The organism is Leucobacter rhizosphaerae, assembly GCF_022919175.1.
In the GTDB taxonomy this organism is placed as follows: Bacteria; Actinomycetota; Actinomycetes; order Actinomycetales; family Microbacteriaceae; genus Leucobacter; species Leucobacter rhizosphaerae.
Genome location: NZ_CP095043.1, coordinates 3301013 through 3314499, shown reverse-complemented (window position 1 = coordinate 3314499; position 13487 = coordinate 3301013). Strand labels below are relative to the sequence as shown.

Below are 13487 nucleotides of genomic sequence, written 5' to 3'. Positions count from 1 at the left end.
GGTCACCAGATCTTTCCGAGGCTCTTCTTGCCGCTATTCAGCAGCGTCCGCCGCATCAATGTCGCACCGACCGCGCACACAGCAAGGTCGATCTTCCGGGGCGATTCAGGCCCATCCTTCGAGAGAGAAACACCAAACCGGGTCGGGAACCGGCGAGCGTTCTTCACATGCCGGCCGAGCTCCTTGTTGCCGTCATGCCAGATCTCACCGTTCTCCACCGCTTCCACGAACGCCTCCGCGGCAGGCACGAACAACTTGCCCTTGCCAGAGCTCGACGTATTCGACATGTCCCACGCGATCGAATGCTGCGTCGACGCCCACAACGTGAGCCGCGGCGAGAAATCACGGTGCCACTCATCGATCAACGGCTGCCAGAACAGGTCCAGCGTGCCGTCCTCCTTCGTGTGAGACGGGTCACCCCAGAACCCCACCACCCGGAACTGCTTGAACAGCGCACGAACCCGCTGCGACACCTCACCGCGCGGAGCAACCCACTCGCCACGACGCTTCTGCGGAGGTGCCTGCCACAGCCCGAGAGCCTGCACAAACCCATCCGAGACACGCACACCCACCAGGGCGGTCGCGTCATCCGACTTCGAGCCATCGAAGAACATCACAATCTCCTGGCCGTCCTGGAACCCGTTCTCCGGATCCTGCTGGGCATCCCACTTGATCGGACTCATCCACGACTCTTCGTTCGCGGTGATCTGGTTGTACCAAAACCGGCGCGACCTGGACGGCGGATTACGCGGATCCAGAATCGACTTCTTGATACGCCCCAGATCCAGCCACACCGAATCGCCACGAACCGCGGACACCACCTCAGGGGCATCCTCAGCCGTCAACGGAGCCTCAGGAGGAGCCTCGAGCGAGTCGTACATGAGGCCCGACAGGCTGTTGCGCCGGTTCTCGCCCTGCGACAACTCCCACGCCTGACGAGTCCGCTCAGCAAGCGAATCCATGCCCGGGTCATACGCGTTCGTGATGTGCAACACGCGAGCACCACCGCCGGCAGACTTCGCACTATTGCGCTCGATCACGTCATACATCTCGAGGCCGTTGTTATTCGCCAGGAACCAGTGCGTCTCATTCAGCAGCACCATCGTTGCGCGGCCACCCTCAAGAGGTGCAGGGTTCGACGTCACCGCCTGCAGGAACCGTTGATCCCCCAGGGCGTAAATCTGTTCCTTGCCGATCTGCAACTTGAACTCACGCTTCGCGTCATCCGTGAACAGCCGCGGGAACAGGCGCATCGTGTTCTTCGTCTGCTCCTGCGTCACCGCAGCCAGCTGCACCCAAGCATCCGGTTCATCAGCACCAACGGCACGATCGCCATCGAAATGAGAGAACCGGCACGGGCCAACGAGCTCATTCCCGAGCATCACCGCCGCCCACGGGTCCTTGCCCCACCCCTTCAAGCGCTGAATCACACCCTCGCGATCAAACGTGAACGCGCCGGCCTCATCGACCGAATACCACCACAACCACAGACGAGCCTGCTCAGCAGTGAACTTCCACGGCTCGCCACGCTTCAGCTGCATCTTCTCGCCAGCGAAAACAAGCCCATCCCAGCCCACCGACCGCTCTGGCAACACAAATTCATCACCATCAAGCAGCCACGACGGACCAATCTTCACCGGGTCATACTTCGACTCCGGGCGCACATACGGACGAGCAAGCAACTCGCGATAGAACGAAAGGATCGCTGCCGACTCATCATGCTTCGTAGAGCCACGCAGCCGAGCCATCAGCCGCCAGTCCCCCAACGAGCCTCAGCAGCAGCACGAGCCGACGAAGAACGCGACGAACCCGCATCCTCACCATCAGCATCCGGCAACGCCAACTGCTTCATCGCACGATCAAACGCCGCCTGCGTCTGCCGCAACTCCCCCAACAGAGGATTCGCAACATCCTGACCCATCGAACCCTTCGACATCAACGACGCCCCATCAAGCTCATCCTCAAGCGCAGCAATCTTGTCCAGCGCAGTACACGCACCCTTCAAGATCAACCGCTCATGCGCAGCCATCTCATACGTCGACGTCGCCTCAGCCCACAACTCCCGCGCATCAGCACTCGAGAACCGCGGCCCAGCAGCCTTCTTGCCAGCCATAAAACCCTCCTGAGGGTGAACGCCCACCTGGGACGAGAAAACCCCCACATTCAGGCCCCTAAGCCCAAATCTGAGGGTCGAAAAAAATGACTAATCTGCACGCAAATCCGTATTTGCTAGCCCCGTCGGTACTTTGACCCTCTCGAGGGGGAGTCCCCCCGGTGGTCACGGTGTGAGGGTGCCGGGGTGGGCTTCGGGGGTGCGTTTGCGTGCGGTTGTGTACTTGGCTGTTTGTGCTGCGCGTGCTTGCCGCTGCGTCTCTACCTTGTGACAGTCAGCGCAGATCCATTCGAGTACTTCGAGTCGATGGTCTTCGTTGTGTCCTGTGTGGTGGAGCTCTGTGCCTGTGTTGGTGCAGCGTGCTCCGTTGGTGACGTGTTCGCAGATGCTGTTGGCTCGCGTCTTTGCTTGCCGTCTCAGGTCTTGCCAGTTGTGTGGGAGTTGGGTACGCCTCCGGCTGGTATCCCATGCCATGCCGCGCCCCGCTTACTCGTCTCTGGTGAGAGCGATCATCGTGTAGTCGGGCACTGGTTCGGTGAACGTGTGGATGCTGTGGCTGCATGCGCAGCCTCGACGCGTGTATGTCTGGGTGCATACTTGCTGGTCGCCTCGTACCTCGGTGATGGTGCAGCCTTCGTTGGCCTTTGCCTCGTCGGTGATGGTGACTTCGTTGGCGTACAGGGTGAGTGTGACCTTCGGCCCGATCGTGTTGCGGCCTCCGTGGTGGACGACAACGTTGGGGGCGATGGTGAGCGCTGGGATGCGGTGCCCGTCGACGTACACACCGTCTTCACCGAGGGTGATGTTGGCATGTTCGAACTGCATTGTGTCCTCCGTTGTCGGCGGCCCGCGTTACCCTGCACCCATGACTGCCAGGGTGATGAAGTGCGCAGCGTGTGGTGAGCGGACCCGCCTGCGTGTGTCCTGGTATCAGTCACCCGTGCGGATGGTGGTGACGCATAAGAGCGTTGATGGCCCGTACCGCCGTCAGGCCAGTGTTCCGGCGCAGGCCCGGTACGAGTGCCTGGTGTGTGGGGTGTTCATGGAGCACGGGGTGAAGGAACTCACCGACCAGCAACTGTTGGCGTTCGGATACCCGGGCTAATTGTTGCTGACCTCGTACCCGTGGCACCTATCATTGCCCATGCGGTAGAGCGACAACCACTTCAACCTCTGACTCAATGGCATTAACCAGGTCTTCCAGCTTCGGTCTGCGAATCCACTTAGCTGCGTCCACCGCAACTAGCACCAGGGAAAGCAGCATCGCAATCGAGAAAGCCCCCAGCCAAGCCTCACCAGAGATGCCGAGGTACATCTGGAAGTCCGCCGATAGTACCGCAACCAACAAACCCAAAAACAAAGCTGCCGAAGACAGCACCTTGCCAGCAGGCACGTAACGAGGCAAATGCCTATGCAGCGCAAGCTCGACTCGATCACGCGTCACAATAATCACCTCTTGAGCAGTGTTATCGGAAACCTTGGAAGGCCTTGTGACAATTGAATCGAGGAAGTCTGAGTTATTGACGGCCGATGACGGCGTTGCAGCCTCACCCATCGCTTTCTTCCACTTCACCGCTGGCTCTACGATCGAGAATTCCCGTCGCATGGAGGTTCATTGATCCGCAATTGATGCATACGGCAATAATCGCTTCGAAGTAGTTCTGCTCGTAACTCTCGATCGGTTCAGTCGAGAGATGCAGATCAACCGCAGTTCGGCCCGATGCAATTCCGAATGAGGTCTCAAAATCCGCACCGCATCTCTGGCAATCGCGATCCGCGCCGACCTCTTGGAGGGCCATTAGATACTGGCGCTGTTGCTCCTCGGATAAACGAAGTTTGGATTCCTTCTTTTCGTCTGCCATGTAGCAATCATGCCTTATCTGGCTCACCGATTTTCCGTCAGGAAGAGTAACTCCAGGCTTATCACTTCATGCTCTAGTCGTATCCGCGCACGTACCCGTCACGGTCTTCACCGCAGCACGCCTCAGCAGCACTGGGTGACTCGTACGGGCGACCACAGTAGGTGCACTTAGTCACAGTCAGCCCCACTGTCATCGGCGTCTTCGAGCGTCCAGTCCCCCTCAGCGGGTGGTTCCATCTTGTCCAGCAGGCGCGTCAACGTCCTCACGATGCCCTCCGATGTGTCACATCAGTACCGAGTTCGGTACCTTTCTGCCATCACACTTCCGTTTACGCGTGTACACCCATGTGTTCGACGGTGAAGCGCTTCCCGTTGTAGACGGTCACGCCGTCGCGGATGCGGTGCACCTGCGGCCATGCGACACCGTCTCCGTGGAGCAGTGACCCGAACCCTTGCTGCCAATCCTCGACCACTCGGGCGCTGGACCCGTCAGCATGGATCGCTCCGTGCACTGATGGCACTCGCCCGTCCGTGTGGCACAAAGCGCCAGGGTTTGCCGAGTACGTTTCGATCGGTTCACCGCGCGGCCCGATCACTGTTTTGTAGATGATTTCGGTGCGGTGCGTGTGCCCGGCCCACGTGTTGATGTGGGGTGCGTCCTGCACGTATTGGGCCATGGTGGATCCGCGACTGTTGGCGCGGGTTCCGTGGATGTTGCGGGTGGTGTCGTCGTCCCAGTGGGCGGCGGCAGGGTAGGCGTCCATGTAGTCGATGTTGAGCTCGCCCATCCGGAGGAGGTTGGGGAGTGACATGACGGGCCACGAGTCGGGCATGTTCGCTTGCTTCAGCCCGAATGCCGCCAGCGCGTTCTGTTCGATGAACGACTGCATGCGCTTGTCATGGTTGCCCTCAACGAGAACGATCTGACTGTTCGGGCATGCGGCACGCAGCAGCGACAGCATCAGGTGCCCGTCGTTCAACGCCATCTGAGTGGTGCGAGCGAACCCGGCCTCCTGCACGTACTTGCCCTGTGCGGCGAGGTCGAGGAAGTCGCCCAGGATGATGATGCTGTCGGGTTGTTCGGCACGGCATACGGCGATGAACACGTTGATCGCGGTCCAGTCGTGGAACGCTTCAATGGTGTTGCCGCCTGCACGGAACCCGATCTGAGTGTCAGCGCACTTCAACGAGAGTTTCAGGCCGTCTCGTGCGGGTTTCGGTGGCACCCACCCGGTGACGAACTGCACCCGTTCGGCGGGCTGGATCACGGGCCACTCAGGTGCGCCATCGTCCTTGCCTGCAACCTTCGGCCGCACGTTGTTGAGCTTGTTCCAGAAACCGCCACTCGGGTTCGTGGTGACACCCCAAGTGAACGTCACCTCGTCCGGGTTCTGGCCTTTGGACTCGATGAACCGGCAGAAGTCGGAATAGCCCCAAGCTTGTTCCGAGTTCAGAACGTAGTCGGCGCTACCGTCCGGGCGGTGCGTCTCCGACTCCCCCGCAATCACAGGTCCGGTGGTGGGGTTCTCGCGGCGTTCCCCGAGCTTTGCCCGGTCGCGCTTCACAGCATGCCGGGAGATCCCGTAGCGTGCCCCGATACTCGACGGCCATTCGTCGGTTCGGAGCACAGCAACATACTCGGGGTCGTTGAGACGCGACACTGTGCCTCCTGTGGTTCTGGACCCGCACTCGACCGCGTGTGTGCGCTCGTAGCGTGATGTTGGATTCGGCGGTGGGGGTTCCAAGAATGTGTGTCTGCCGCGTGCCATCGCACCGCAGACTCTCGACCGGCTGTCACCCCGAGGGCGTTTTCAGGTTGTCGAGCAACCCGGGCTAAGGGGTTGGGTTGGATGCCGCGGGGACGGCACCTCATGCGTGATGCGACCGTGCACAGTCGCTTGCCAAGATCACCCGTGGCGTTCATGCTCCCGTCACGCGCGGGAAGTCGTTCGGGCTAGACTGGCGCCCCAGCACGGAAGGAGGCGACGATGGTCAACCCGCAAGAGGAACAGATGCTCGAGCAGATGTTCGAGGATGAGTTCGGTCACTTGGGAGAGGGCGCTATGCGTGAACTCCGTGGCGAGAAGGACTGACCGCATGTTGTTCTGGGTGGGGTTCGGGCCTCTACCGCTCCCCACCCAAACAAAAAAGCCCCGATCGTGAGGACCGGAGCTGCCAGCGGAGCATAGAACTCCACCATCTATATTCATATTCTCACTTTTCTCACCTCACCGCAAGCCCTGACCATTCGTTTCTTGCTCAGCCGCCAGCAGATCAGGGACAGATAGCCACTTCTGACGCTTCGGACGCACAACCTTCACGCGCCCTTCCTTGATCCACCGGTAGATCGTTGCCTGCGACCTGCCGACTCTCGCGCCCGCGTCTTCGAGCTTGACGAAGTGATCCGTCAGCTGGGTTTCTCTCAACTGGCCTCCCGCTGCTCAAGCTCGATGAGCGTCACCGAGCGTTCGAACTCGTCATGGTTGAGGACGTACCCGCAGTAGCAGTCCACCCGGATCTCGTCACCCTCCCAACGTGGGGGCCTGTAGGTGAGGGTGAGTTGTTCGCACCCTCCGCAGCGCATGGCGTCGACCCTGTGCGGGCGGTCCTCCATCGGCCAGCGTGCGACCGCTGTGGACATTTCCCTGCCGAGTGATGCGAGCAGGAATTGGCCGAGCATGTCGTTCGCTGCGTCCTCTAGCTCCGTCCACCGGTTGAGTTCCCCGAGAAGCCGGTTGATTTCGATGTACGCGAGCTTGGTGGGCGGGATCCCGATGCCAGCACCCCCGGATGCGTCCACGCGCACGTCCTCAACCTCGAACCGCACGTAGCCGGCGATCCGCAACCAGGGCAGGAACTTGAGCGCGTAGTCAGCCGCCCACCGTGCCCGGTTCCACTCCTTCATCGACAGGTAGCCGATGTCCTCGTGTTCCAGCCGCTCAGTTGACTCCATCAGCCCTCCTTGTTCTTTGCTTCCGTTGCGTCGAGGTCGCCAGCGAGTCTCTTCACCCATTTCACGAGCGCCCACGGGTTCGGCTCTCTTCCTCGCCACTTGGCTGTTTCGAAATCCTCGACGGCGCGTCTCGCTTGGTCCGTGCGGTCGCTCATGTTTTCCTCTCTTTCAACGACGAAACCCCGACCAGCGGCCAGGGTTTGGATAGATAAACGCCGTCCAACCAAATAAGGTGGGCGGCATGGCATACGACATGGCTCGGCTCAAAGGCGCTTCGTCACAGATCATCTTCGACATCGCCGACCGCTACGGACACGAGCCCGCTGCTGGAATCGAAGCCCGCCTCCGATCCGCGATCGTTGCCGCTGGGCAGGAGCCCTCAGAGCACGTCGCCACGATCGCCCGCCGGATCGCGGACGGTGACAGAGGCGAGGAACTCTTCCGCTAGGCCTCCGCGGCGACTCGTACTGCATCAAGATCACACATCAGGGACCACCTCCCACGGGCCGGGATTGGCGGTCAGCCCGGGAGTTCGTCGGAGCAGTCGAACGTTATCTGGTGATTCATGCCGCAGATACTCGTCTTTGAATAAGATCGCAGCCTTGAGATCATGAGTAGCCGCAGGTCGAGCGCCGTTCAACGAGACGCCGTACTCCCACTTCTCTATCTCAATGCCGGCTCGCATATCTGCGAGGGCAGCGAGAATCCGGTCAGCGACCTCGAACACGTCTTGCGGTTGGCCTTCCCGCCCCTTGTCGTGGATCAGATCAAGGGGAATCAGGTTTGCAATCGCCTCCCGCATGGTTTCACGATCTAGTTCGCCGAACATGTGCCCGCCTTCCTCTGTCACCAATCTCCCTTCAGCGTACTTTGCCGCGCCTTCGCCGTCCCCGGTTTCGCTGCCGGTCAGTGACTCTTCGAGAGCATCAGCGCCTTTCTCGATCAAGTCGGCACCCCTGTGGTGGACGTGGATACTCGCTCGCAGCGCAGTCGCGTAGTCACGAAGCTCCTCGATCAGTTCGCGCTTCTCTGCGTCAGTCATCGGGCTCTCCCTCGTCATATTCGAACCATGCATTGACCCAGAAGCCGGGTCCGTAAGCGACGTTGAGTTCTCCGCCGATCCAGAACTCAAGCGCACCGCCGTTTGTTCGCATCTCATCAGCACCGACCTCGTGTTCCGTGAGGCCGTCCTTCACGTTTGGCGGCCGTTGAACAGTGAATCGCTTGCTCATCCTTCTCCCCTTTCTTCGTCATGCCCTACCACCAGAGACGGGGACAGGGCGCGGATCGTTGGGCACGGCCACTTCTTTCCCTCTCCACAGCACCAACAGTCAAACTGGCGTGATGGGTTCAGGTCTGTTCCGAAGTAGCGCGCAGGGACACTTCGGTGCAGCGCCTTCACTCGTTCGATGGACGCTTCAAGCTCCCGCACGCGGGCGATCATAGCCGGGACCACAGCATCAAGCGCAACGCCAGCATGCTTCCGGTAGTAGTCGTGGTCCTCATGGTCCGCACTCTTGCCATGAATTGAACGGGCGAGCGCAAACGTTGCATCGGACGTCATCCGGTCAAGATCCAGGTCAGACATCACGCATCCTCTCGTCGGTACGGGTTCATGGGTGCCTTGATGGGATCGACCCCCGGGATCCCCACCACCGTGCGCTTGTAGTACTGCTCGGTATCACGGCAGGCCTCGTCCCATGCTTTCTCGGCGGATGCACGCTCCACCTCAGCCAACCAACGGTCGAACTCCGAGTACCGGCACATGTTCAGCGTTGCTGCCGCACTCCGAACCTCCTCCGTCGTTGGCGTGTATTCACTCATGGTGTTGTCCTTTCAAGGTTCAGGTCGCCAGCAGTGACACCGAAACGGGTCAGGGTGGAGAGTTGGGTAGGGGTCAACGGGGTTTGCTCCATCAGTTGCTCCCCGATCCAGAACGTGTACGCGGGCGGGATCGCTTCTTTCAGGTCGCCCCACTCCATCCAGTCGATACCCATCGCCCGCTGCGCCTGCTCGAGCGAGGTGGCCTTCGCGCCCCGTCGTGTGCCGTCCGGACGGAAGTACTCACGAGTGTCCGGATGATCGCCGTACACCCCGACCGGTGTCCCCTGCGCCTTGTGCTGGCAGTTGGGCCGCTTCCTGAGTGGGAAGTTAGTTTCGAACATCCGATGCCGGCGAACCCCGAGCTCGCGGCCCTCCCAGAAGAACGACGACCCGCACAGCATCACCGGGTCGATCAACGGCGCAGCGGGCACGTTCTCCATGACGTACGGAAGCCCGATTTGCTCGAGCAGCGGACGTGCCGGGGTGATCAGGTCAGGGTGCTTGTCCGCATCCGCGGTCGAGGTCGCCCACCTTTGGCACGGCCAAGACATGTGGATCGCATCGATCGGGATCCCGTCGAAACGTCCCTCGTCGTGCAGCACATGTTCGAGCGCTTCAATCCCATCCATCTGGTAGAAGTCACCGCACGGGTAGTCGAACGCGTCACGATCAACACCGATCATCGTCCAACCCGCACGCCTATAGCCCTCTCCTGCGCCACCGCGCCGGCAGCATATATCGAGCATCACTGGCATGATTCGTCCCCTTCCTGCACGGGTCGAGTGATTGGCCAACCGTTCTCAATCGCTTCGTTGAGGCTCCTTCTGTCTTCGGCCTCGCGGATTGCAGCGCCCATTTCGCTCGCGTCGCTGGCTTTGACTCCCGGTTTCACGCCTGTCTCCTTTCGTGGTTGAGGGGGTGACACACAGCCACCCCCTCGGGTACAAAAATCACAGCCATCCGTCTGGCTGGTAGTTCATCCACACGATTTCGCGTCGTGCAGATACTTGGGTTTTCGCGCTGATCTCCACCCGCTGCCAATCTGAGAGCTCCTCCTCGTACAGAGGGTGCGAATACCCAGACAGGGCAACTCTCGCTTTCGTTTCGCGGAGAAGATCGAGCATCTCTTGATGCATCTCGAGGCTCTTCATCTCGACCCCGTACCTTTGCCCACTCCCCCTCGTCTCGCCAATGTAGGGCGGGTCAACATAAAGCAAGTTCGCGCTGTGCTTGCCGTAACTGTCGATGATCTCCGCAGCTGGCCGGTGCTCAATCTGCACCGTTCGCAAGCGCTCCGCGGCAGGGTGCATCCGGTCCCGGTAAGCACTCATGTACTTCTCGAATGCCGTGGGTGCGGCACCGTCCTGATAGTGACGCCACCCGGTGGAGGCCCATATCGCTGACCTTCCTTGTGTCATCAGCACCCACACACGACGCGCCCGCTCGATGTCGGATACGTCTTCTGCCAGATCTGCTAGCGAGAACTCTTCGCGGGCGTGCGGCGTGAGATCGCACGCCCGCTGCAGAGCTTCTGGATAATCTCGGAGCACCCGCCAGAAGGCAACGATGTGCCCATTGAGATCGTTCACCACCTCAAGTCGACTTGGGCACTTCGCGAAGAGGACACTCAGCCCGCCAGCGAACGGTTCGATGTACCCCGAATGCTCGGGAAACAGCGCGGTGATCTTCGAAGCGATCTTCTGTTTGCCGCCAAAGTATGGGATCGGCGGCGCAATCTGGGTCATCCTGGCCCCCTCTCGGGCATGAAAAAGCGCCCCATCTCTAGGGCGCTACCTATCGATTGTTGGGGGTCAGAAGGGCTGCTCGTCGTCAAACCCTCCGCCGCCCTGTGGCGCGTTCCACTCGTTCTGCGCCTGTCCGGTCGCACCAGCACCCGAAACACCGCCAGAACCCCCACTGCGGGCTTGTCCGCGCGTGACCTGTGCCGTCGCGAACCGGAGCGACGGGCCAACCTCTTCAACCTCGAGGTTCAACGCCGTGCGCTGCTGCCCGTCCTTCTCGTACGTCTGCTGCGTGAGCCGACCCTGCACGATGACACGCATGCCCTTCGTCAGCGTCGCGGCAATGTTGTCGGCGTACTCGCCGTAAGCGCGGCACCCCAGCCAGAGCGCCTCACCATCCGACCAATCCCCCGACTGACGGTCACGCACCCGCGGCGTCGACGCGATACGGAACGTCACCCACGACTTCCCCGCCTGCGAAACACGCGGCTCCGGATCAGCCACCAAATTGCCTACAACCGTGATGAGCGGTTCACCTGCCATTAGTTCTCTCCTTCTTTCAGCCATTGCTTCGCTTCTTCATGGGGGCAAAGCTCCCCCGGCTTTAGGCTCAGGTATCCGTGGGCCTGACACCCGCCGTGATGATCGAACCAACAATCATCCGGGTCCACGAGATCGGCAACCATCTGCCGGAGCTTCTTTTCATCCATCGCCGCCCTCCTTGATTCGTTCTGCCAATTCGTTGATACGGTCCGGGCGGAAGCCCGACCAGTGTTCGTCGTCCGTCACAACCACCGGGGCCTGCATGTAACCCAGGCCCTTCACGAGCTCCAACGCGTCCACCTCTTCAGACAGGTCACGCACCACATGCGCGATTCCACGCTCCTTGAACGCCCGCGCTGTCGCCGTGCACTGCACACACGACGGCTTACTAAACAACGTCACCGTCACCCGGCCACCATCCCTCTCTTGTTTGCTTTCATCCCCGCACGCCGCCTCACATCAGCGACGTACCCGCGGGTGCGGTCCAACTTGACCGCGATACTTCCGTCGTCCCAGCCCTGCTCCACGAGGTCAGTGACCCGTGCTCGAGTGAGTGCCGTCTGATCGGGCACCACGTTCGGGCGGGGGCCAGCCCCTCACGGATCACATCAGCCACCGGGATGCCCCGAGCCTCCGCGATCTTCCAGAGATCCCAGACCAACGGCCCGGGCAGAGACACCTGCACGGTCGCGGTCACGGTCGCCTCCCCACGTTCAGAGCGAGCGTGGAGACGTTCGGTCCCTCAACCGCGTACTGTGCCGCCGTCTCACGATCCACGGCACGCGCCGTATCCAACCGCGCCTGCACCTCCGGGGTCAGCGGAGTAGCTCGAGGCCACGAACCCTCCACCAGTCCGCGCGCCTTAGCAGCCCGCACATCATCCATCACCTGCTTCGGCAATCGACGCAACCGAGCCTTCGCCCCATCAATCAGATGCTTCACCGTGAAGTACTCCCCCGACGTCGCAAAGTGATCAATGATCACCTCCCGCGCCAACCCCACCTCAAGGTCCGGGATCTGCGAATCGATCGCGACCTTCCAACCGACCGCCGCTTCCTTCGTCACGTTCCGGTTGTCGTACGCCGAAGCGAGCGCCAACAACTCGGCAACCTCACTCGCCTGCATCCCCGCCCTCCAATCGTCTAAGTTCCTCGGCAACGCTCAAACCCTGCTGCACCCGTGACCCACCACCGCGAGGTTGCGGCAGTTCATCGGTCCACCGTTTCCGGTGCAACCATGAAGCGAGCGACGGAATGAACTGCTTCTCCGTCGTCGCCGAATACGCGCGCCCGAACACTGCGACCGCATCGGCAAGGTCCGGGACCGTGCGGGAGTGCTTCGCGTACTCCTTCTCGGCGCGGTCCTTCTCGGTCTTCTTCGGCCACGTCTCCCAGACCTGTTCGAAGTCCGGTCCGATCACTGCGAGCTCGCGTGAGCCTGTTCCCTTGTTCCCTTGTTCCTCTGTTCCCTTGTTCCTCTGTTCCCTTGTTCCAGGCGCGAGGATCTCGCGAGAGTCTCGCGAGGGTGTCGCGGAATCGTCAAAGATCGTTGAAATCTCGCCATTCTCGAACGGGAAACGCGGCTTGTTGGGCTTATCGATCCGCTGATGCTTCGACCAGTTCACAACCCGCAAAAACGACCGCCCAGACACCTCATATCTAGCGATGGAACCCGCTTCAGATAGTTTCAGCAATCCTCGCGAGACTCTCGCGAATGTCTCGCTAGGATCTCGCTCTATGTCGTCCGCGAACAGATCCGCCGCGACCTGAGACACCCGGTCCTCGCCGACCCCGTTGTCATCCACATAGGACCAAAGCCCGATGAACAACAACCGGTCCTCGATGTCCATGCGCGCCACGTCCTGCGACCGCCAGAACTCCGGCTTAATCGATCGGATCCTCATCGTTTCCCTCCTTCCTAGTAGGGCTGTGGTTGCCGGTCATGCCGCAAACCAGTGTCATCAAGCCAGTGCTCGCGGCCGAGTAGATCCGTGAACGGGATCGCCGATTCCGGGCGCGGGTTGTGCCGCGAAATGGATGTGCCGACCTCGCCACCGATGCCGGTGTGTGCCTCACCGTGGCAGCCCTCGAAGTTTCCGTTGCCGCAAAGGTGCAGCAGGTTCGCGAGGTTGTGCTTCCCGCCCCGCGACAGGTAACGGCGGTGATGGATCTCCGTCGCCGGGACCACCAAACACCGCTCACACATGCCACCAGAACGTTCAGCGACGATCCCCGGATGAGGCGCAGGCATCCGTCCAGTGCGCCGGTTACTCACTCTGATACCAGCCGTGGTAGTTCTCCGACCATCCGCGCAGATTCCAGCACGACTTGCACAGCCGGACCCCCGGAACCTCGGCTATGAACGTCGCCGCTTTCGCCACAAACACAAGCGTTGACCCCGACCAGCACGTCAGGCAGTCGTCACACTGCACCATCCAGTCAGGCCCGGGCT

General features: G+C 60.9%; 22 protein-coding genes. 2 read left to right on the top strand and 20 right to left on the bottom strand.

Annotated elements, in window-relative coordinates; all coding sequences use genetic code 11:
• Positions 1-2: 2 nt before the first annotated feature.
• The 3 genes from MUN76_RS15315 to MUN76_RS15305 all read right to left on the bottom strand — a co-directional run bounded on the left by MUN76_RS15315 (position 3) and on the right by MUN76_RS15305 (position 2938).
• On the bottom strand, positions 3-1748 hold the full coding sequence (locus MUN76_RS15315; RefSeq protein WP_244685961.1) for a phage terminase family protein: 1746 nt from the start codon (positions 1746-1748) through the stop codon (positions 3-5).
• Positions 1748-2113 carry a hypothetical protein gene (locus tag MUN76_RS15310; RefSeq protein WP_244685959.1) on the bottom strand — a complete coding sequence of 122 codons (366 nt, stop codon included), beginning with the start codon at positions 2111-2113 and terminating at the stop codon, positions 1748-1750. Before MUN76_RS15310 ends, MUN76_RS15315 begins: the two co-directional genes overlap by 1 nt.
• 486 nt (positions 2114-2599) lie before the next feature.
• The gene (locus tag MUN76_RS15305) at positions 2600-2938 is read right to left on the bottom strand and encodes a hypothetical protein (RefSeq protein WP_244685958.1); all 339 of its coding nucleotides are present in this window, start codon (positions 2936-2938) and stop codon (positions 2600-2602) included.
• Between the two features lie 40 nt (positions 2939-2978).
• On the opposite strand from MUN76_RS15305, the gene MUN76_RS15300 reads away from it, so the two are divergent.
• Positions 2979-3218 carry a hypothetical protein gene (locus MUN76_RS15300; protein WP_244685956.1) on the top strand — a complete coding sequence of 80 codons (240 nt, stop codon included), beginning with the start codon at positions 2979-2981 and terminating at the stop codon, positions 3216-3218.
• Positions 3219-3248: 30 nt separating this feature from the next.
• On the opposite strand, the gene MUN76_RS15295 is transcribed toward MUN76_RS15300, so the two are convergent.
• The 5 genes from MUN76_RS15295 to MUN76_RS15275 all read right to left on the bottom strand — a co-directional run bounded on the left by MUN76_RS15295 (position 3249) and on the right by MUN76_RS15275 (position 7082).
• Positions 3249-3686, bottom strand: a complete 438-nt coding sequence (locus MUN76_RS15295; protein WP_244685954.1) for a hypothetical protein — start codon at positions 3684-3686, stop codon at positions 3249-3251.
• Positions 3661-3975 (bottom strand): hypothetical protein, encoded by a 315-nt coding sequence (locus MUN76_RS15290; protein ID WP_244685952.1) that lies wholly within the window; start codon positions 3973-3975, stop codon positions 3661-3663. The genes MUN76_RS15295 and MUN76_RS15290 overlap by 26 nt, the downstream gene beginning before the upstream one ends.
• Positions 3976-4303: 328 nt before the next feature.
• Complete coding sequence (locus MUN76_RS15285; protein ID WP_244685950.1) at positions 4304-5635, bottom strand: metallophosphoesterase family protein; 1332 nt, start codon at positions 5633-5635, stop codon at positions 4304-4306.
• Between the two features lie 761 nt (positions 5636-6396).
• Positions 6397-6927 carry a hypothetical protein gene (locus MUN76_RS15280; protein ID WP_244685949.1) on the bottom strand — a complete coding sequence of 177 codons (531 nt, stop codon included), beginning with the start codon at positions 6925-6927 and terminating at the stop codon, positions 6397-6399.
• A complete protein-coding gene (locus tag MUN76_RS15275; RefSeq protein WP_244685947.1) occupies positions 6927-7082 on the bottom strand; it encodes a hypothetical protein in 156 nt (51 codons plus the stop codon). Before MUN76_RS15275 ends, MUN76_RS15280 begins: the two co-directional genes overlap by 1 nt.
• Before the next feature lie 86 nt (positions 7083-7168).
• On the opposite strand from MUN76_RS15275, the gene MUN76_RS15270 reads away from it, so the two are divergent.
• Positions 7169-7375: a hypothetical protein gene (locus MUN76_RS15270; protein WP_244685945.1), complete on the top strand. Its 207-nt coding sequence runs from the start codon at positions 7169-7171 to the stop codon at positions 7373-7375.
• A gap of 30 nt (positions 7376-7405) precedes the next feature.
• Here MUN76_RS15270 and MUN76_RS15265 read toward each other — a convergent pair whose 3' ends face one another.
• The 12 genes from MUN76_RS15265 to MUN76_RS15210 all read right to left on the bottom strand — a co-directional run bounded on the left by MUN76_RS15265 (position 7406) and on the right by MUN76_RS15210 (position 13241).
• On the bottom strand, positions 7406-7969 hold the full coding sequence (locus MUN76_RS15265) for a hypothetical protein (RefSeq protein ID WP_244685944.1): 564 nt from the start codon (positions 7967-7969) through the stop codon (positions 7406-7408).
• On the bottom strand, positions 7962-8159 hold the full coding sequence (locus tag MUN76_RS15260) for a hypothetical protein (RefSeq protein WP_244685942.1): 198 nt from the start codon (positions 8157-8159) through the stop codon (positions 7962-7964). The genes MUN76_RS15265 and MUN76_RS15260 overlap by 8 nt, the downstream gene beginning before the upstream one ends.
• Positions 8156-8515 carry a hypothetical protein gene (locus tag MUN76_RS15255; protein ID WP_244685940.1) on the bottom strand — a complete coding sequence of 120 codons (360 nt, stop codon included), beginning with the start codon at positions 8513-8515 and terminating at the stop codon, positions 8156-8158. Before MUN76_RS15255 ends, MUN76_RS15260 begins: the two co-directional genes overlap by 4 nt.
• The gene (locus tag MUN76_RS15250; RefSeq protein ID WP_244685938.1) at positions 8515-8751 is read right to left on the bottom strand and encodes a hypothetical protein; all 237 of its coding nucleotides are present in this window, start codon (positions 8749-8751) and stop codon (positions 8515-8517) included. Before MUN76_RS15250 ends, MUN76_RS15255 begins: the two co-directional genes overlap by 1 nt.
• Entirely contained in the window at positions 8748-9434 is a 687-nt protein-coding gene (locus tag MUN76_RS15245; protein WP_244685936.1) for a hypothetical protein, read from the bottom strand. Before MUN76_RS15245 ends, MUN76_RS15250 begins: the two co-directional genes overlap by 4 nt.
• A 267-nt stretch (positions 9435-9701) precedes the next feature.
• On the bottom strand, positions 9702-10496 hold the full coding sequence (locus MUN76_RS15240) for a DNA adenine methylase (RefSeq protein WP_244685934.1): 795 nt from the start codon (positions 10494-10496) through the stop codon (positions 9702-9704).
• 66 nt (positions 10497-10562) lie between these two features.
• Complete coding sequence (gene ssb, locus MUN76_RS15235) at positions 10563-11036, bottom strand: single-stranded DNA-binding protein (protein WP_244685932.1); 474 nt, start codon at positions 11034-11036, stop codon at positions 10563-10565.
• Positions 11036-11203, bottom strand: a complete 168-nt coding sequence (locus MUN76_RS15230; RefSeq protein ID WP_244685930.1) for a hypothetical protein — start codon at positions 11201-11203, stop codon at positions 11036-11038. The genes ssb and MUN76_RS15230 overlap by 1 nt, the downstream gene beginning before the upstream one ends.
• Complete coding sequence (gene nrdH, locus MUN76_RS15225) at positions 11196-11444, bottom strand: glutaredoxin-like protein NrdH (protein ID WP_244685928.1); 249 nt, start codon at positions 11442-11444, stop codon at positions 11196-11198. The genes MUN76_RS15230 and nrdH overlap by 8 nt, the downstream gene beginning before the upstream one ends.
• Positions 11445-11729: 285 nt before the next feature.
• Positions 11730-12161: a hypothetical protein gene (locus MUN76_RS15220; RefSeq protein ID WP_244685927.1), complete on the bottom strand. Its 432-nt coding sequence runs from the start codon at positions 12159-12161 to the stop codon at positions 11730-11732.
• A complete protein-coding gene (locus MUN76_RS15215; RefSeq protein WP_244685925.1) occupies positions 12148-12939 on the bottom strand; it encodes a hypothetical protein in 792 nt (263 codons plus the stop codon). Before MUN76_RS15215 ends, MUN76_RS15220 begins: the two co-directional genes overlap by 14 nt.
• 14 nt (positions 12940-12953) lie before the next feature.
• Positions 12954-13241 (bottom strand): HNH endonuclease, encoded by a 288-nt coding sequence (locus MUN76_RS15210; protein ID WP_346730413.1) that lies wholly within the window; start codon positions 13239-13241, stop codon positions 12954-12956.
• Between the last annotated feature and the right edge of the window lie 246 nt (positions 13242-13487).